Below are 18,903 nucleotides of genomic sequence, written 5' to 3' on the forward strand. Positions count from 1 at the left end.
AAGCGAAAGGCGTACCTGCCGTAAAAAGCGGGTATGCCTTTTATCTTTTGAGATAGGGCGCAAGTTTTATGCGTACATACTGCTGCAGCAAAACAGGATATACATTGTAGAGGATATTGGTGATCAGCAAAATAAGCACCCAGCCTATATGACCTTTTACCAGTGCATCACCTATAATCACCAGGAAGAACAGGAACAACAGGAAATGAAATTTCTCAAACATATAGGTTTGATGATAGTGTTGCCGGATGGCCCGCCGGTTAAGCGGTATTACCCTGTACTGCGGGTATTTTTTCCGGATCCATTGGTTGATGATGGCGCCGTGTTGTGTAAACCGGTTTATAAAATGTACGCCCAGCTTATGGTAGATAGCAGGCGTTTGGCCCAGCTGCATACGATCAAAAAAAGCGCGGGGCAGGAATAAGCTCAGGGAACAACCCGCCAATGACCAGTAAAACAACAGGGGATCCGTAAACCGGTAACAGAAAACGGCAATAGGCGCGAGGTTCAGGATAGACCAGAAAAAGTTGGGAATGGCATTGTACAGGGCAGCGGTACGCTGCATTTTGGTATTGCTTACAGACATGGGGCAGGTGGCTAACCGCAAAAATAGTCATAATGTGCGGATGTGTGTATCCACATCCGCACATCCTTATGTTGAAAAGATAGTGTTAGCCTGCGTGATCTCGTCCTGGTTGATAGTATGCCCCATATTATCATACACTTTCAACCGCACATCCGCATTCATTTCCTGGAGGATATTACTGGTAGCATATACACGTTCAATAGGCACATGTATATCCGGGTTGCTGGAGCCAATGAATACCGGCGTACCGGCAAAATCGCCCGTGTAATGCTCCCGGTAGATCTTATCGCCTATCAGCCCGCCGGTAAAGGCAATAGCGCCGCCATAACGTTTGGCGTTGCGGGTCAGGAACTCCAGCATGAGACAGGCGCCCTGGGAAAAGCCCAGGAAATAAAGCTGTTCTGCCGCTATGCCTTGTTGTTGCACCTCTGCTGTTAATTCCTGCAGCAGATCAAGCGAGGAGCTTAACCATGGTTCATTATGCGATGGCTCTGCCAGGAAAGAATAGGGGTACCAGGTATGGTTGGTGGCCTGTGGCGCCAGCAGCGCATAATCCGTTACCTCCAGGTGGGTGGCCAGGGACAGGATGTCCATGGCGCTGCCACCCCGGCCGTGTACCATTATCAGCGCTTTGGTAGCGTCTGGCAGGGCTTTTCCTGCGGTCACAATATTCTTGGTGTGCATAATATTATTTGTATTGGTCCAGGTGTAAGGTGATAGGAGGCAATGCTTTTATAAGCGCTTCGCGGTGGGGCTCAAACTGCTCCGGCAGTTTTAAGCCTTCTCCCAGGTGGGCCATTTCTTCATCTACAGCAAAACCAGGGCCTGCGGTAGCTACTTCAAACAATACGCCGCCTGGCTCCCGGAAATAGATGGAAGTAAAATAGTTACGGTCCAATACCGGTGTGGGATTAAGCATACGTTTGGAAATACGCTGTCTTACTTCCAGCTGGGAAGCCGCATCCGGTGTGGCAAAAGCAATATGGTGCACGGTGCCGTTGCCGGACAGGCCTTTCAGGCTATCGGGCGTACACAGGATATCGATATAGTTGCCGGGTTTATCCGTGGCCGCAAAGCGGAAGCGGCCGCTTTTTTCAGCAATGAGCTGATGGTCCAGCTGTTCTGTGAGCAGGCCGGCGGTGCGCTCATAACCTTCTTCCCAGATCTCTACGTTATGGAACCCGCGGATAGCATGTTCCAGGGGAATAGGTCCATAGGTGAAACCGGGGCGCTCGTCACGGTCGTTAAATACTAGTTCCAGCCCCAGGCCGTCCGGATCTTCGAAGTATATGAACAGTTCGTTGTCAAATCGTTCCTGCGGTTCTTTGGTGGCTATGCCAAAACGTTTCAGGCGTTCCTGCCAGTAGCTGAAGGAGGACAGGGGCACGGAAAAGGTAGTGGTATTAAGCATGCCTTTACCATGCCGGCCGCCTGTTATGTCGCCGTAAGGGAAAAAAGTGAGTATGCTGCCGGGGTGGCCGGCTTCATCACCATAATAGAAATGATATACATCGGGGGCGTCAAAGTTCACGGTCTTTTTCACCAGCCTCACGCCCAGTATACCGGCGTAGAAGTCTACGTTCTTTTGTGCATCGCCTGCAATGGCGGTCACGTGGTGGATGCCTGTGATCAATTGGCTCATATAATAGGTTTATTTAGATGAATGATAATTAGTGGGACGTTTCATTACTGCCGCTGCGCCAGTGCGTTCTGGATCTCGTTCTCCAGCAGGCCGCTGCCGCCGCCAAAGTGCCGGGTAATAACCGCCCTGGGCTGCAGGGCCCGTAGTTTGGCGGTTAATGCCGCAGCTTCCTGCGGAGTAACGCCTGCGCAAAACAATATGATATCAAATGTTTCCTGCTGGCAGGCCGCTACCGCTTCCGCGTCTGTTGTAACGGTTACGCCTGTGCGCTGTTCTTTAGCGTTCAACAACCGGTGTAACACGGTCATGATCTCTTCGTTGCGGCCTATTGCCAGTACTTTGATGGGTTGTTCCATGATCCGTAGTATTATTGAATGTCCATAGGTACTTCCATGATCAGCAGCTCTGCCTGGTCATCGTTAGCGGTAATGTCTATCTTCCCTGCGTCTGCTATACCCAGTCCGTCGCGCTCGTTGAGGGTTTGACCATCTATGGTAAAGGATCCTTTGATCACAAAAGCATAGATGCCATTATCTGCTTTTTTAAGCTGATAGCTGGTCTGGAAACCTTTGTCAAAGATGCCCATATGGAACCAGGCATCCTGGTAGAGCCAGGTACCGGCATCGTCCGGGTTGGGGGATATTACCTGTTGCAGCTGGTTCTGACGGTCTGCCCGTTTCAGGGTTATCTGGTCATACCGGGGCGTTACGTTCAGCTGGTTAGGGAACAGCCAGATCTGGAGGAATTTCACGGGGCGTATCACATCGCCGTTATATTCGCTGTGGAATACGCCGGAGCCGGTGCTCATGACCTGTACATCGCCCTGGCGGATGATCTTGGTGTTACCCATATTATCCTTATGTTCCAGCACGCCTTCCAGGGGTATGCTGATGATCTCCATATTATCGTGCGGATGGGAGCCAAAGCCTTTGCCGCCTGCTACAAAATCGTCGTTCAGTACGCGCAGGGCGCCAAAATGTACCCGTTCCGGGTTATAATAATTAGCGAAGCTAAAGGTCTGATGTGAGTCTAACCAACCATGATTCGCGTGTCCGCGTGTATTTGCTGTATGTAGTGTGTGTGTTGCCATAACTTGTAATTTGATGACACAAATTTCAGCAACGTAAACTCCCTGGCCATTAATGTAGGTTAAGAAATTGAGCGGGTAGGGCGGGGGCGCTCTAAAAGGCTCAGTAATAGTAAGATAAACGCTATCAGCCCCAGGATGGCCACGATGGCGTGGGAATACTCCCATTGCAGCCTGAGCGCCGCCCAGTTTTCCGGCAGCTGGGTCCAGTTGGCGGTAGCCCGGTTTACCGGGAAGGTGAAGAAGAAGAACAGCAGCAGCATAGCGGCGCTGCACACCAGCGCGCCCAGGGTAAGGCGGAAAGCAGCGCCTTTTTCATGCAGCAGCTTTATGAATACCGCTACCAGGAAGCAGACCTGGAACGCGCCCAGCAAGGCCCAGCCCCGGTAGATCTGCTGCACCACAGCATAGTCCTGCTGCGGCATCTGCAGTTTCTGATACATTTCCAGCAGGTGGGCCATGGATGGCGATAGCGCCAGCATGGCAAATAACAGGCTCAGGAAGGTGAATGTACGGTTCATAACAGGTATACTGCCACAAATAACGTGCAAAGCATGTAAGATCATTATCCGATAGGGGCTGGTTATTTATTGATCGCTATGATACGATACCCTGACTGATCAGTTTGGGTAAACCAGATAGCGCCGTTTCCGAGCATAGCGCCCTGGTAGTTACGGAAAATACGGTCCAGCCGCTGGCTGGCTACGATTTCCTTTAATTCCCGGTCAAATACCTGCGCATAATGCTGTTTAAACTGGGCAGCCGTTTTGTATTTACCCAGCGGGTAGCGGATGCTGGCGGCAATACTATCCACCTGGTCTGCACGTACCCATTCTTTAAAACGGGCCACAAAACGTTTAAACCCGGCAGGGTCTGTGAAGCCGGCATCATCCCAGTTGGCAGGTTTACTGCCGTCTTCAAAAAGGGTATCCTGGGCCAGTAACTGCAGTCCGCTGGGGTCTTCCGGGGGCATGATGGCTGCCCGTGCAGGCGTATCCGTCAACACGGTATCTGTTAATACAGTATCCAGCCCGTCTGAGGGTTGCTGGGGACTGGGTTTAGGCTGACAGGCGGCCAGCAACAGGCAGAGAATAAGGGCCTTGGGTACGTACATTATATGATGGTTTAAGCATAAAGATATCATGTATACAAACGGGGTGTTAAAATAGTTCTGTTTTTATACACTGTTATGTTGTTGCATTTAGCGAGCTTTACCTTGCAATAAATAGCTATAATGGAAAACTATGAGCCCGATAACGATCCCACGCCTTTACTGCCCATTTACCCCCTCTGTTAACCCATTTGCGGCAGCTGTTACGATTCATACGGATGATTGGGTGCGCAGGTTTGGCCTCCATACCGGGGCTGCCTGGCAAAAGTACAAAGCCGACAACTTTACACAGCTCACTGCCCGTTTTTATACCACTGCCGGCCTGGAAAGACTGGCGGCTGCCAACGACCTGGTAGTGCTGTTATTTGCCGTGGACGACCTGCTGGATGATCAGCTGCAGCGCTCCTCCCTGATACAGCAAAAGGAGCGCCTGCAGGCATTTATTGAGCAGGTGACCGCTATTACCAGCGGCGCTGCCCCGTCTGTTGCGCCGGATGCCATGCCCTGGCTGGCGGCACTGGCAGATGTGTGGGAACGGCTCTGCGCTTTTGGCCCGCCCCAATGGCAGCAGCAGTTTGCCAAAAGCATACTGAAGATGTTCCGGACCGCCATATGGGAGTTTGACAATGCCCGTGGCCAGCTGCCCACCATAGCCCAATACGTGGAGAAAAGGCAATACCTGGGCGCTGCCTTCATTACCATTGGCATGATACAGGTGATAGAAGATATTCCCCTGCCGCCGGAAGTATTACAGCACCCCCGGGTACAGGAGATGGTAATGCTGTGCCGGAACATCATCTGCTGGGCCAATGACCTGTTTTCACTGGGTAAGGAACAGCAGCATGGCGATGGGCATAACCTGGTAACGCTGCTGCAAACGGAACGGAACCTTACGCAGGACGAAGCCATCCTTTGTACCACGGCCATGCATGACGCGGACATGTTTAAGTTCCTGCGCCTGTCTAAACAGCTGCCATCGTTTGACGCCGCTACCAACAAACACCTGGAGCGGTATGCCGGTACGCTTAACCGCCATATCCGGGGCAATGTGGACTGGAGCGTACAGGACACAAAGCGGTATAGTTTTGTTTATGGGAAATAGGGGATAACGGCTAAGGGCATACTGAATTTCAGATCATTACGGTGAACAACGCCGGTTTGTTAGTAAACGGTCTGCATATGGCTGCCGTAGCGGACGATCCATGCTGTTAAATAAACGTGCGCGTACCGGATGACAGGCTCTCACGGAACATTTTTGGCGTGCAGCCTTTCTTCTTTTTAAACAGGCGGTTAAAATTGGAGATATTATTAAAACCGCATTTGTAGGATATTTCCGCTACGGCATGTGTGGTATTTACCAGCATGCGGCAGGCATGGCCCAGGCGGATCTCGTTCAGGCTGTCTATAAAAGTATTGCCGGTACATTTCTTTATAAAACGGCTAAACGATACTTCCGTCATGCTTACCAGTTTGGCCACATCCGTAAGGCTGATGGCCTTATCGTAATTGTTGTTCATATATTCAAAAGCGGTTTCTATACGCCGGCTGTTGTGGTTGAACAGACCTTTGTGAAAAGTACTGTCTGAGAGCGTGCGCATGTTACGGGAAATGGACAGATCGTGCAGGATAGACATGAGCTCCAGCACGGAGTCGAAACCGGTTTTCTGGTTTAGCGTGAGCAGCCGGGGCGTTAACTGCTTTATGGTATCCCTGGAAAAGAGGAGGCCGTTGGCCGCTTTCTCAAACATCACCCGCATAAAACTCAGCTGATTCTTGCGCAGCAGCCTATCATCAAACAGGTCGCGATGGAACTGGATGGTGATCTCTGTGATCTCCTTGCTTTTGCACTCATGCGTAAACCAGCCATGGCTCAGGTTGGGGCCTACCAATACTAATTCTTCCGCTTCAATAGTATCGATATGATCCCCCACGATACGTTGCGCGCCGGGCGCCTGCAGGATCAGGTTCAGCTCAAACTCCTCGTGGTAATGCAGTGGAAAGTCGAATTTCTGTTTGGTACGGGCAAAGATCATGAAACAATCGCTTTGCGTAAGCGGGGTGATCTCCCGCAGGATACTCTTACTGATGGTATGATTCATAACGTGGGAGAGTTGGATATACCAAATATAACGGATAAAATAATACCATGATCGCCCGCTGCAAGACAACTTCAGTAGCACAGGCGTTTACAAGAATAGCTTTATAATAAGGTGGAAGAATGCGCATAACAAGATAAAAAAGTACAATTAGTGAGTATGTATTAAGACTAGATTTGGTTCAAATTCTTACGTTATGGAGAAGCATATTTTCTGCGGGGATTTTGTTATTTTGAATTAGTGAAACGTTATGGCGCCGTACCACCTGCGGTTGGAGGCCTATGATCCGGCACAATCCATGAATATTGCAGGTTTTGGCCTGTATCAATACAGTAATGCGGCAGACTATCAGCGCCTGTTGCGGGAGCGCCTGCAAATATTGGAGGGTGTAGCAGCAGCACATGGTAAGATCCCGGCATTAACAGAAACAGGCGCGGAGCAGATACCGCAGCCAACCTGGTGGACGGAGACGCTGCTGCCGGTGTTAAAAGCGCACCCGGTATCTTATGTGCTGATATGGCGGAATGGCCGGCAGGATCATTACTATGCGCCCTACCCCGGACAGGCCAGTGCGGAAGATTTCCGGCGGTTTTATGCAGATAAAAGCACGCTCTTCCTGTCGGAAATAAAAAGTAAAAAATAACAAATGAAGTTAGCAAGCATCGATCTTATCATCATCCTGGTTTATCTGCTGGCCACTATCGTTATCGGCATCATCCTCAAGAAAAAAGCAAAACAAAGCAAGGACGCTTATATGCTGGGCGGCAAATCCCTGCCCTGGTATTTACTGGGCCTCTCCAATGCGTCGGATATGTTTGATATTTCCGGCACTATGTGGATGGTGACGCTGGCATTTGTGTACGGGCTCAAAAGCATCTGGATCCCCTGGTTATGGCCATCCTTTAACCAGGTGTTTATGATGGTATACCTGTCTGACTGGCTGCGGCGCTCCAATGTAACCACAGGGGCGGAATGGATCAGCACACGATTTGGCGAAGGACGTGGCACGGCTTTATCCCATACGATCGTGGTGGTGTTTGCCCTGATCAGCTGCCTGGGTTTCCTGGCTTATGGTTTTATAGGGCTGGGCAAGTTTGTGGAGATCTTTGTACCCTGGACGGCCGTGCAGCCTTATATACCTTTTGAAGTACCAGCGGCCTATGTGCCGCATTTCTACGGCATCCTGTTCACCCTGTTTGCTGTGTTCTATGCGGTAATGGGCGGTATGACAAGCGTGGTGTGGGCTGATGTGCTGAAGTACCTGATCATGAGCGTGGCAGCGGTGACCATTGCGATCATTGCTTACCATAACCTGGCGGGCAAACAGCTACCGGTACCGGAAGGCTGGCTCAATCCTTTTTTCGGGTGGCGGCTGGAGTTGAACTGGAGCCGGATCATCCCGGAGGTAAATGATAAGATCAGAAGCGATGGCTTTTCCCTCTTTAGTATATTCTTTACGATGGTGGTGTTTAAAGGTATCCTGGCCAGTCTGGCCGGGCCTGCGCCAAATTATGATATGCAGAAGATCCTCTCTACCCGTTCCCCCCGGGAGGCCTCCATGATGAGCGGTATTGTATCCGTGGTGCTGATACCCGTGCGGTATGCCATGATCATCGGCTTTGCCGTGCTGGCCCTGCTGTACTACAACCAGCTGGACCTGACGACTGCACAGGGTATCGATTTTGAGAAGATCCTGCCCTCCGCTATCTACAATTTTGTGCCGGTAGGCCTCACCGGGCTGTTGCTGGCAGGGTTGCTGGCAGCGTTCATGGGCACTTTTGCCGGTACGCTCAATGCCGCGCAGGCTTATGTAGTAAATGATATCTATCTCAAGTACATACGGCCCAATGCCTCCAACCGCAGTATAGCGGGAATGAATTATCTATCCGGTATCATCGTTACGCTGGTCAGCATTGTACTGGGGCTGTTTGCCCGGGATGTGAACAGCATCCTGCAATGGATCGTATCTGCCCTGTATGGCGGTTATGTAGCAGCCAATGTATTAAAATGGCATTGGTGGCGTTTTAATGGTAACGGCTTTTTCTGGGGCATGCTGGCCGGTATTGTACCGGCGCTTATTTGTCCGCATATCTTCCCGGATACCCTGGGGCTGTACTATTTTCCCCTCATCTTCGTGCTTTCTGTAGCAGGCTGTATCCTTGGCGCGTATGCAGCGCCGGCCACGGATATGGAAACGCTGAAACATTTTTACCGTACGGTACGGCCCTGGGGCTACTGGCAGCCGGTGCATGCGCTGGTGGTGGCGGACGATCCCGGGTTTACCGCCAATAAACGTTTTGGGGCAGACATGTTCAATGTGCTGATGGGTATTACGGCGCAGATCTGCCTCACCTTATTGCCCATTTATGCCGTGCTGGCCATGCAGCTGCCCTTGATCATTACCATTGTCATACTGGCCACAGTATGCTTCATATTAAAACAAACCTGGTGGAAACACCTGGATGAGCAAAAGAAAAACCCAATGCGCAAAACACAACGTTATGAAACACTTTACTGAAAGACTGGCCGGATTACGGCAGCATCATGAGGCGCTAATTACCCGGCCCAACGAAATAATAACACCCGGCAACGGCGTATATGACCGTTACCGCTACCCGGTACTGACCAGCGCGCACACCCCATTGTACTGGCGTTATGATCTGGACCCCGCCACCAATCCATACCTGATGGAGCGTTTTGGCATCAATGCCGCTTTTAATGCAGGCGCTATTAAATGGGAGGGGCAATACCTGCTCATGGCCCGGGTAGAAGGGGTAGACCGTAAATCCTTTTTTGCCATTGCCGCCAGTGATAATGGGATAGATAATTTCCGTTTCTGGGAATATCCCTCCCTGATACCGGAAACGGCAGACCCGGATATCAATATTTATGACATGCGGCTCATCGCGCATGAAGATGGTTATATTTATGGTGTGTTCTGCACGGAGCGGCGGGACCCGTCAGCCCCGGCATACGACCAATCTGCCGCGCTGGCCAGCTGCGGTATTGTACGCAGCCGGGACCTGCAGCATTGGGAGCGCCTGCCGGACCTGCAAACGCCCTCGCCCCAGCAGCGTAATGTAGTATTACACCCGGAGCTGGTAAATGGCCGTTATGCTTTTTATACCCGCCCGCAGGATGGTTTTATAGACGCCGGCACCGGTGGTGGCATTGGCTTTGGTTATTGTAATGACATTACGCAGCCGGTGATCCGCGAAGAAAGTATACTGGATGGTAAGGCCTACCACACCGTGTACGAAGCCAAGAACGGCCTGGGCCCGGCGCCCATTAAAACGCCGCAGGGATGGCTACACCTGGCGCATGGCGTACGCAACACAGCCGCCGGACTACGGTATGTGCTGTACCTGTTCCTGACGGACCTGCAGGACCTGGCACGCATCACCCACAAACCCGCCGGCTATTTCCTGGCGCCGGAAGGGGAGGAGCGGATTGGCGATGTATCCAACGTGGTGTTCTCTAATGGCTGGATAGCGGATGAGGATGGAAAAGTGTTTATCTATTACGGCTCTTCTGACACGCGTATGCATGTAGCCGTTAGCACCCTGAGCCAGTTGCTGGACTATGTGACGCACACGCCAACAGACGGCGGCCGGTCTGCGGAAACCGTTAATACCGTGTACCGCATCATCAACAAAAATAAACAATACCTTTCGCATGCAAACGCCGCTTATTCGTTACCGTGAGGAAGTAAAGCAGGAGCTCTATAATATTCTCCGGTACTGGCAATCCCATATGGTAGATAAGGAGCAGGGCGGTTTCTATGGCGCCATCAACAACGCCAACGAAGTGCAGCCCAACGCTGCCAAAGGCCTGGTACTCAACAGCCGCATCCTGTGGACCTTCTCCGCGGCCTACGGTTTTGACCAGCACAAGGAATGGCTGCCATTGGCAGAGCGGGCCTATGATTACCTGCAGCAGCATTTCCGGGATATGCAGTATGGCGGCCTTTACTGGTCTGTGGATGCCCAGGGCAAACCATTGGATACCCGTAAACAGATCTATGGCGAGGTATTCGCCATTTACGCACTGAGCGAATACTACCGGCGCACGCAGCAGCAGGAAGCCCTGAACTGGGCCATAGCGCTATACAAGCTGGTAGAACGGTATAGCTTTGACCCGCTTCGCAAAGGTTACCTGGATGCCTTTACCCGCGAATGGCAGCTAACGGCAGACACACAGCTGAGCAATCAAAAAGAGCATGCGGATAAAACCATGAACACCCATCTGCATATCCTGGAGGCCTATACGAACCTGTACCGGGTATGGCCGGATGCAGGCCTGCGCACGCAACTCTATTATCTGATCAAAGTATTTACAGATCACATCATCCACCCCCAGACCCATCACCAGGTCCTTTTCTTTGACGCCCAATGGCAGCACCCCTCCACTGTATTTTCTTACGGACATGATATCGAAGCCGCCTGGTTATTGCCGGAGGCTGCGGACCTGTTACATGACAGCGAGCTTACCCAGCAGATAAGGGCGGTGAGCATGGCGCTCACCAATGCCGCCGCAGAAGGGCTGGATAAAACCGGCGGCCTTCGTAATGAATACGAGCCAGCCACCCAACATATGGATGCAGATAAACACTGGTGGGTACAGGCAGAGGCCATGGTAGGTTTTATGAACGCTTACCAGCAAAGCGGGCAGGAGCAATACCTGCAACAATCCCTGCACTGCTGGGACTTTGTGAAACAGTATATCATCGACAAAAAAGAAGGTGAATGGTATTGGGGCGTAACGGGCGATCTGCAGGTAATGGCCCGCCAGGATAAAGCCGGTTTCTGGAAATGCCCTTACCATAACAGCCGGGCATGCCTGGAGATCATTCACCGGGTAGGTGAGGAGCTTAAAGGGTAGCTGTTCACCTGCGGACAGCCATTGTACCGAAAGCGGACACTCCGCGCGTTATCTCATTACTAAACAATTGGTTAACAGGGATGTATATTCCGGCATTTTCTTAGCTTGCAGCTATACCGGATAATACTGCCCCTATGTTTAGAAACTATTTCAGGATTGCCTGGCGGAACCTGTGGAAGCACCGGTTGTTTTCCCTGATCAATATCGTTGGGTTGGGATTGGCGATGGCGTTTTGCCTGCTCATCATCATCCAGGTACAGAGTAGTTTTGAAAAAGATACTTTTCATCCATACCCTGACCGCACTTACCGTATACGCACAGATGTTACCAATAAAGATGGCAAAACGTTCGCGTTGGCCACCAGCCCTTTGCCACTGGGTGATAAGCTGCAGCAGGAGCAGAGTGGTATTGAGAAAACCGCCCAATTGATCCGTGGTTTTGGCGGCAATTTCAACACAGGGGAAAAATCATTGCCTGCTGGAGGCCTGTATGTAAGCCCCGGTTATTTTGATATGTTCGCTTTCCCGCTGGAGAAAGGTAAACCGGCGGAGGCGCCTTATACGATGGTGCTCTCCCATGAAACGGCTGCACGTTTCTTTGGCACAGCAGATCCCATTGGAAAAACACTGGAGGACAAAAAGTTAGGTACGTTTACCGTGACCGGCGTTTTTGCACCCATAAAAGAAAAGACCAGCAACCTGTCAGCCGATCTGGTGGTATCTATGGCCACTTATCCGTTGCTCCATCCCGGCAACGGGCAACAGGAATGGCTGAATTATGAGACCTATACTTTTGTGCTGTTACGCAAGGGCGTAAGCACGGCGCAGCTGGACCATATGCTGGCCACTGTTGTTGCCGATAACAAAAAGACGGTAGATTTTAAGGAGATCAGGGATCATCAGTTTCATTACCAGTTGATCGGCAAGCTTTCCCCTGATTTTAAAGGACTGTTTAAAAACCCGGGTGTAGAGCCCTTTACCAAAGTATTGGTGAATATCATTATGCTGCTGGTGATCATATCACTGGCGCTGTTTAATTACATTAATCTTACGCTTACCCGTTCTCTTAGCCGTGCCCGTGAAGTGGGCGTACGTAAAGTGGCAGGCGCAGCGCGCTGGCAGCTGGTGATGCAGTTCCTGCTGGAAAGTGTGCTGCTGTCTTTCCTGGCTTTAGGCATTGGCTACCTGGGCTTACAGGCAATGAAGTCTTTTATCTTTGCGGGATGGCTAACCTGGGAAGTACAAAATCCCCTGTACTTATGGCTGGCCTTTATTGGTTTTACTCTTTTAACCGGTATCAGCGCTGGTCTGGCGCCGGCCCGTTTATTGTCTGCCGGGAAACCGGTAGCTATCCTCAAAGGCATGTTGGGCCCTGCCAGTTTTGGTAAAACAGGATTGCGCAAAGGGCTTATTGTTACCCAGTTCGTAGTATCCCTGGTATTTATGGTATTTACGGCCATCATGTACAGCCAGTTCCGGTACATGGCCACTGATAATGAAAACTTTAACCGCAGGAACCTGCTGCATATTCCCCTGGCAGAGAACACCGACTACCGGCTGCTCAGTAATGAGGCCGGCAAACAGGCGGGCGTTAACCGCGTGGGCCTGACCGGGGCTCCTTTTAATGAAAGCGCCACGCAGGTCATCATTAGCCGGTATGCCCGGGCGCATGCGGGCATGGAACCGCTGCGGGCATTTAAGTATGCGGTAGATGCCGGCTTTATCCAGAACATGCAGCTGCATTTTGTAGCCGGTACCAACCTGCCGCCAGATAGCAGAGATACGCTGCCCGGCCGTTTTGTGGTGGTGAACGAAAAAGCCGTACAGGCACTGGGGTTAGGCGATGCAAGATCCAGCATAGGGCAAACGATGTTACTGGACAGCAACGAAGTGATCATAGCCGGGGTGGTGAAGAATTTTAATTTTATGCGCTATGAGCTCCCGGTACTGCCGCTGGTATTACGTTATGAGCCGCAAGCCTTTAAAACATTATCCCTGCAGGTGCAGGACGGCGCGCCGGGGGAACGGTTAACGGCCTCATTGCAGGCAGCCTGGAAACGCCTATATCCCTATGCGCCTTTTGAATACAGCTGGTACGAACAACAACTATATGAAAGCTATATGGAAAATGAAGACCTGAAGCTGTTTGGCGTTATCATCTTTATTGTATTTGTAATTGCCTCATTGGGTTTGTTAGGCGTAGTGACCCATAGCACAGAGAAACGGGCAAAGGAGGTAGGTATCCGGAAAGTGATGGGCGCGGGCGTAGGCCAGATCATGGGGCTTTTGTCCTGGAGCTTTGTAAAGCTGATCCTTATTGCCACGTTGATAGGCCTGCCGCTGGGCGGTTTCCTGGGCAGCCTGTTCCTGCACATCTTCACCTACCACGCCGCGCCACAAGTATGGATCTACCTGGTATGCCTGGGCTGTTTAGGCATGGTAGGCACGCTCACCATTGGCATACAAACCTATCGCACCGCCATGATCAACCCGGGGCGTACGCTGCGGATGGAATAGGTGGACGGTAACAAAAAAGCATTTGCTTAAAGCATTATAATATGTTCAGGAACTATTTCAAACTGGCCTTCAGGACCTTATGGCGGCAGAAATTCTACACCGCTTTGAACATCTTTGGCCTGTCGCTGGGTATCGCCGTAGGGCTGGTATTGTTCCAGTTTATCCGGTTCCATCTGGGCTTTGACCGCTACCATACGCATGCGGACCAACTGTACCGGGTGGTAACAGAACTACACCTGGATGATGGTTCCGTGATCTATGAAAAAGGCAGCCCGCTCGCTATTGGCACTGCCCTGCAGGCCTCCCTGCCACAGGTAAAGGACGCCGCCGTGCTGTTACAGCTACGCGGCGCAACGGTGGGTGTGCCGGCCCATGGAGATACAGAATACTTTACGGAGCATAGTAATATTGGCTTTGCAGACCCGCACTGGTTTGGCCTGTTTAATTATACCTGGGCGAACGGAGACGCACAAACGGCCCTCACATCCCCCAATAAAGCAGTGATCACGCAAAAGCTGGCCGTTAAATACTTTGGTCATGATAACCCCGTGGGCAGAACCCTGGTGTTGGATAACCATTATACTGTAACGGTGGCGGGCATATTAAAAAACAATCCGGATAATACGGACCTGCAGACGGATATTTTTCTATCCCGCGTATCCATGCGGCAATATTACCCTGGCTGGGAAGAAGGTATGATGCGTGACTGGGGCGCCATCAATTCCACTACGCAATCCTATGTACGGCTGACGGCAGGCGTATCGCCACAAAAAGCGGAAGCGGTGATTGCCCAATTGCAGAAAGCTCATTTTAGCCCGGATGTGGTAAAGGCCTACCGGTTCAAGCTACAGCCTTTGAGTGAGGTGCATTTTGACGGCCGCTTTGGCGGTTCCGTGCGGCGTTCTTTATTAATAACGCTGGCCTGTACGGGCCTTTTCATTGTACTTATAGGCTGCTTTAACTTCATTAATATGGCCACGGCTCAAAGCATGAAAAGGGCTAAGGAAATAGGCACGCGGAAAGTGCTGGGCGGCACGCCCATATCTATTTTCTGGCAGTTTATTACGGAGATCACGTCTATTGTGTTGCTGGCAACGGCACTGTCTTTTTTGTGGGTGATCTGTTTCCACTCCCTGGTGGCTAATTGGCTGCAGGTGCAGCTGCATTTTAATGTACTGCGGGACCCCAGCCTATTACTAGGCCTTGTATCCCTGTTGGTATTTGTAGTACTGGTGAGCGGCGTATACCCTGCTTTTGTGCTCAGCCGTTTTAAACCGGTAGCAGCTTTACAGCAACAGCGTACCGGCGGCCCAAACGCCGTATACCGGAAAGGGCTGGTGATCCTGCAACATGTGATCGTACAAGGGTTGATCGTATGTTCGCTGATCATTACCCTGCAGGTGAGGCATCTTAAGACAGCGGATATTGGTTATAACAGGGAGGCGGTGCTGATGATCCCCATCCCGGACACCGACAAACAAAAAATGAGTTACCTGGCCAATGAGCTGCGCGCCCAACCGGGCATACAATCCCTTTCTTTCTGTTTCCAGGCGCCCTCTGGCGAGGCCGCTCCCGGCGGCTCCATCAAATATGATGACCGCAACTGGGAGGCATTCCCCGCCAGTACGGTAGTGGGAGATGCGGCTTACCTATCCACTTTTCAATTAACGCTGCTGGCCGGCGATAACCTGCAGGAGAGCGATACCATCCGGCAGGTGCTGATCAACCAGACCTTACTGCATAAACTAGGGTTTAAAGAGCCCGGCCAGGCGATCGGCCATACGTTGACAATAGGGGGGCTAAACGACAGAACGGCTACTATCAGCGGCGTCGTAAAGGATTTTAATGTACACGCGCTGTATACGCCCATGGACCCGGTAGTGATCACCACCCAGCGGGATCAGTACCGGTATGCTGCCATTAAGCTGGCCGCTGCCGGTCAGGGACAGTTAAGAGAGCGGATACGTAAAGCCTGGCAGGCGGCATATCCTACCAGCGTATTTGAATACCGGTATGTAGATGAGCAGATAGATGCATTCTACCACAAAGAAGACCTGCTGAGCAATTTGATCAGGACCACCACGGTGATCGCTATCATTATCAGCTGTTTAGGTTTGCTGGGATTGATATCCTTCTTTACGTTACAACGCACCAAAGAGATAGGCATCCGTAAGGTGCTGGGCGCCAGTGTGGCGGGTATTGTATACCTGCTGTCCAAAGACTTTTTTATCCTGCTGCTGTTATCCATGGCCATTACCGCGCCCTTTGCCTGGTATGGCATGAGCCAGTGGCTGCAGGGATTTGCCTATAGGATCAATATCAGTTGGTGGATGTTTGGTTTGTCCGGATTAATGTCTGTTTTGATCACATTGTTCACTGTCAGCTACCAGGCCATTAAAGCAGCCTTTGCAAACCCGGTAAAGAGTTTGAAAATGGACTAGGACTGGTCAAAAAAATATGGGAAAGCAGTATGGTAAACTATATTAGAACCAGGTAGTTGCCCGTTCCTCATCCGGTGGCGGTGGCGCCGGGGCTTTTTCCGGTTCCGGTTCGCTTTCTTCAGCTGCTATAACTTCCTGTTCCAGACGGCTGGATACCTGTTTATGGATGGCGCCTTCTATGCGGGCACCTTCCTTTACTTCCAACACCAGGGCGTTCACGTCGCCTTTTACATAGGCTTCGTTACTAAGTACCGCTTTGTTGGAGATGTGGATATCACCGTAGATCTTACCGTAGAGAACGAGGTCTGTGGCGTGTACATTCCCTTTTACGCTGCCTTCCGGGCCAATTACGAGCTCTCCTTCTGTTTTCACATTTCCCTTCACTTGCCCGTCTATACGTCCTGGAATGGTAGCCTCAATGGAACCATGTACCACTACTTGCTTAGGTAATAGGAATCTGCCTTTTGCAAAGGCGCTGAATAAACGATCTGTTATTGTAGACATTATTGGTTAGGGCTGCCTGGTAAATTTAACTTTTCCTCCTCAAATATAGAAATGATAGATGAAGCATTTCCCAGGTCCACACCAACACTCCGTTGGGGTTTGTCGTCTGATATGCGTAAGGAATTATACAGGTAACCAATGCTGATAAGGCTCTCCGGGGAAGGCGCAACTTCTACCGGTATAAAATCCCGGAATTCCTCTACAAAAGCATCCGTTAATTCACGGTAGTGGGCGCCGCCACCCATCAGGTAGATCTTACCGCATTGTTCAAAATCCAGGTCGGTGAAGTAGTTGCGCATCAGCGGGGATACTACTTCTTTATAATATTGGGTGAGGACGTCTTTACGCACTTCCTTCAGGTCGATCCTTTTACGGTTGGTGAAGATGGAGCCTTTCATGAACGCATCGTCCAGCTGGTGCTCATTCTTCATATCCAGGTAGTACTTCTTGTTCAGCTCGCGGGTAAGGTTGTTGATGGCGTATTTAATGCCATGGGAGCTAAAGCAGGTACGGTTGATCAGGCCGTCGCCGGTGGCCATACCGCCCTCTATGGTGCCAAAGCCAAAGCTTACAGCAATGAAATTGTCCAGGTTGGGATCACCGATGGTCTTTTTGAGGCCGATGATACCGCCTACGATCTCCGGGATGATCTCAAACTTATCAATATCCAGCATGGCCTTTTTAACGGCGCCTTTGGTATTAAAGGTCTGGGTATCATATTCTACGAGGAAATGCCTTTTTGCCAGGAACTGCTCCGCCGCTTGTTTGTAGATGTTGTAGGTGGAGAAGGGGAAACCCATGGTAATGGACAGGGGTTGCTGTACTTTATCCGCCACATTTACCATAGCCGCTTTAAACAGGATATCATAGTCGTCTTCCATAGGCGCCGCGTTGGTGATGCGGCCGGGGTTGATACCGCCCCGTTTAGCCAGGTTACCCACCATATACCAGTTGTCATCTTTCTTTACTTTAATACCGTTCAGCAGGTCGCGGGAAGAGTTTTCCGTGTTGCCAAATGCCGTTTCAAAGACACTAGGGAAGCTAATAGTTGACGCTTTCATGATAGTCTGTTATATAACGCTAAAAGATTAAATATATAGAATAGTAATAAACTTTGCACTCTAAGAGTGTACAAGATATAAAATATATTGATTGTTAATAACTTCAGTTATTAAAAAAATCTAAATTTTAACAGAAGAGGCGGGCCGGGGGGGAATCAGGTAGTGTTGGCAGGAGAGACCGCATAATCCCTCCTGCGGTTGCGGATATAGCCCGCAACGCCTGCCGGATATGGGGGGCTGCTGTAAGATCAGATGGTTATACTAATGACTTACGCATGAGCAGCAGCCTTTTTCCTTGCAGCCGATTTCTTGCGGGAACTAGCGGCCTTTTTAGCGCTGGTCTTACGGGCCGCTGTTTTCCTGGTAGCTGTCTTCCGCGTGCCGGCTTTCTTAGTAGCAGATTTGCGGGTAGCAGACTTACGTGTTGCGGATTTACGGGTGGACTTTTTAGCAGCCGCCTTCTTAGCCGTTCCTTTTTTAGCGGCGGCCTTTTTAGTAGTAGCTTTTTTACGGCTGGAAGTCCCTTTTTTAGCCGCTGCCTTCTTAGCCGAGGATTTCTTACCGCTGGCAGACTTACCCGGCGGAGGGGGCACTTTACCGCCTTTTTCGCGGGCTTCAGACAGTCCTATAGCAATAGCCTGTTTACGGCTGGTCACTTTTTTACCGCTACGACCACTACGCAGCTTGCCACGTTTTTCTTTATGCATGGCTTCTTCTACGGTGTCCTGTGATTTTTTTGAATAACGTGCCATATATCAATGTTTTAGAAAATAGTCCAAAAAGGGGACCAATTTGGCAGGTTGGCCGGAGCTACGATGCGGGGCATAAAAAAAGTCCCGGCAACTAGTGCCGGGACCCTGTTTAGTTCCTTTTGCTTTTATTTCCTACGCTGGCATTATCCAGTTCAGGTTTAAGGGTGTGTTCTCAGGCTATTTTCATAACCACCCCGAAGTAAAAGAAACGTTCAATAAAATAGCC

The 18,903-nt window shown here is 50.8% G+C and carries 18 protein-coding genes and 1 riboswitch; of the genes, 7 read left to right on the forward strand and 11 right to left on the reverse strand.

Annotation, left to right across the window (positions count from 1 at the left end):
• Positions 1-40 precede the first annotated feature (40 nt).
• The 7 genes from F0L74_RS19630 to F0L74_RS19660 form a co-directional block, all read right to left on the reverse strand.
• On the reverse strand, positions 41-586 hold the full coding sequence (locus F0L74_RS19630) for a glycosyl-4,4'-diaponeurosporenoate acyltransferase CrtO family protein (protein WP_149839621.1): 546 nt from the start codon (positions 584-586) through the stop codon (positions 41-43).
• A 66-nt stretch (positions 587-652) separates the two neighbouring features.
• On the reverse strand, positions 653-1,270 hold the full coding sequence (locus F0L74_RS19635; protein ID WP_149839622.1) for an alpha/beta hydrolase: 618 nt from the start codon (positions 1,268-1,270) through the stop codon (positions 653-655).
• A gap of 4 nt (positions 1,271-1,274) precedes the next feature.
• Complete coding sequence (locus F0L74_RS19640) at positions 1,275-2,228, reverse strand: VOC family protein (RefSeq protein WP_149839623.1); 954 nt, start codon at positions 2,226-2,228, stop codon at positions 1,275-1,277.
• A 44-nt stretch (positions 2,229-2,272) separates the two neighbouring features.
• A complete protein-coding gene (locus F0L74_RS19645; RefSeq protein ID WP_149839624.1) occupies positions 2,273-2,584 on the reverse strand; it encodes a hypothetical protein in 312 nt (103 codons plus the stop codon).
• 11 nt (positions 2,585-2,595) lie between these two features.
• A complete protein-coding gene (locus F0L74_RS19650; protein ID WP_149839625.1) occupies positions 2,596-3,318 on the reverse strand; it encodes a pirin family protein in 723 nt (240 codons plus the stop codon).
• Positions 3,319-3,377: 59 nt separating this feature from the next.
• Positions 3,378-3,836 carry a DUF1772 domain-containing protein gene (locus F0L74_RS19655; protein ID WP_149839626.1) on the reverse strand — a complete coding sequence of 153 codons (459 nt, stop codon included), beginning with the start codon at positions 3,834-3,836 and terminating at the stop codon, positions 3,378-3,380.
• A 62-nt stretch (positions 3,837-3,898) separates the two neighbouring features.
• Complete coding sequence (locus F0L74_RS19660; RefSeq protein WP_149839627.1) at positions 3,899-4,429, reverse strand: hypothetical protein; 531 nt, start codon at positions 4,427-4,429, stop codon at positions 3,899-3,901.
• A gap of 130 nt (positions 4,430-4,559) precedes the next feature.
• On the opposite strand from F0L74_RS19660, the gene F0L74_RS19665 reads away from it, so the two are divergent.
• The gene (locus F0L74_RS19665; RefSeq protein WP_149839628.1) at positions 4,560-5,528 is read left to right on the forward strand and encodes a terpene synthase family protein; all 969 of its coding nucleotides are present in this window, start codon (positions 4,560-4,562) and stop codon (positions 5,526-5,528) included.
• 106 nt (positions 5,529-5,634) lie between these two features.
• On the opposite strand, the gene F0L74_RS19670 is transcribed toward F0L74_RS19665, so the two are convergent.
• On the reverse strand, positions 5,635-6,525 hold the full coding sequence (locus F0L74_RS19670; RefSeq protein WP_149839629.1) for an AraC family transcriptional regulator: 891 nt from the start codon (positions 6,523-6,525) through the stop codon (positions 5,635-5,637).
• A gap of 247 nt (positions 6,526-6,772) precedes the next feature.
• On the opposite strand from F0L74_RS19670, the gene F0L74_RS19680 reads away from it, so the two are divergent.
• From F0L74_RS19680 to F0L74_RS19705, 6 genes are all read left to right on the forward strand, one after another.
• On the forward strand, positions 6,773-7,165 hold the full coding sequence (locus F0L74_RS19680; protein WP_149839630.1) for a hypothetical protein: 393 nt from the start codon (positions 6,773-6,775) through the stop codon (positions 7,163-7,165).
• Positions 7,166-7,168: 3 nt separating this feature from the next.
• Entirely contained in the window at positions 7,169-9,040 is a 1,872-nt protein-coding gene (locus F0L74_RS19685; RefSeq protein ID WP_149839631.1) for a sodium:solute symporter family protein, read from the forward strand.
• Positions 9,024-10,226 carry a glycoside hydrolase family 130 protein gene (locus tag F0L74_RS19690; protein ID WP_149839632.1) on the forward strand — a complete coding sequence of 401 codons (1,203 nt, stop codon included), beginning with the start codon at positions 9,024-9,026 and terminating at the stop codon, positions 10,224-10,226. Before F0L74_RS19685 ends, F0L74_RS19690 begins: the two co-directional genes overlap by 17 nt.
• Positions 10,198-11,403 (forward strand): AGE family epimerase/isomerase, encoded by a 1,206-nt coding sequence (locus F0L74_RS19695; RefSeq protein ID WP_149839633.1) that lies wholly within the window; start codon positions 10,198-10,200, stop codon positions 11,401-11,403. Before F0L74_RS19690 ends, F0L74_RS19695 begins: the two co-directional genes overlap by 29 nt.
• A gap of 134 nt (positions 11,404-11,537) precedes the next feature.
• The gene (locus F0L74_RS19700; RefSeq protein WP_149839634.1) at positions 11,538-13,919 is read left to right on the forward strand and encodes an ABC transporter permease; all 2,382 of its coding nucleotides are present in this window, start codon (positions 11,538-11,540) and stop codon (positions 13,917-13,919) included.
• A gap of 41 nt (positions 13,920-13,960) precedes the next feature.
• Complete coding sequence (locus F0L74_RS19705; protein ID WP_149839635.1) at positions 13,961-16,360, forward strand: ABC transporter permease; 2,400 nt, start codon at positions 13,961-13,963, stop codon at positions 16,358-16,360.
• Between the two features lie 42 nt (positions 16,361-16,402).
• Here the strand turns inward: F0L74_RS19705 and F0L74_RS19710 are convergent, their stop codons facing one another.
• The 3 genes from F0L74_RS19710 to F0L74_RS19720 all read right to left on the reverse strand — a co-directional run bounded on the left by F0L74_RS19710 (position 16,403) and on the right by F0L74_RS19720 (position 18,677).
• Positions 16,403-16,864, reverse strand: a complete 462-nt coding sequence (locus tag F0L74_RS19710; protein ID WP_149839636.1) for a bactofilin family protein — start codon at positions 16,862-16,864, stop codon at positions 16,403-16,405.
• Positions 16,864-17,925: a ParM/StbA family protein gene (locus tag F0L74_RS19715; protein WP_149839637.1), complete on the reverse strand. Its 1,062-nt coding sequence runs from the start codon at positions 17,923-17,925 to the stop codon at positions 16,864-16,866. The genes F0L74_RS19710 and F0L74_RS19715 overlap by 1 nt, the downstream gene beginning before the upstream one ends.
• Positions 17,926-18,194: 269 nt before the next feature.
• Positions 18,195-18,677, reverse strand: a complete 483-nt coding sequence (locus F0L74_RS19720) for a DUF6496 domain-containing protein (protein ID WP_149839638.1) — start codon at positions 18,675-18,677, stop codon at positions 18,195-18,197.
• A 112-nt stretch (positions 18,678-18,789) separates the two neighbouring features.
• A riboswitch (TPP riboswitch) is annotated at positions 18,790-18,884 on the reverse strand.
• Positions 18,885-18,903: the final 19 nt, after the last annotated feature.

Origin of the sequence: Chitinophaga agrisoli, from assembly GCF_008386695.1 — a bacterium.
Classification (GTDB): Bacteria; Bacteroidota; Bacteroidia; order Chitinophagales; family Chitinophagaceae; genus Chitinophaga; species Chitinophaga agrisoli.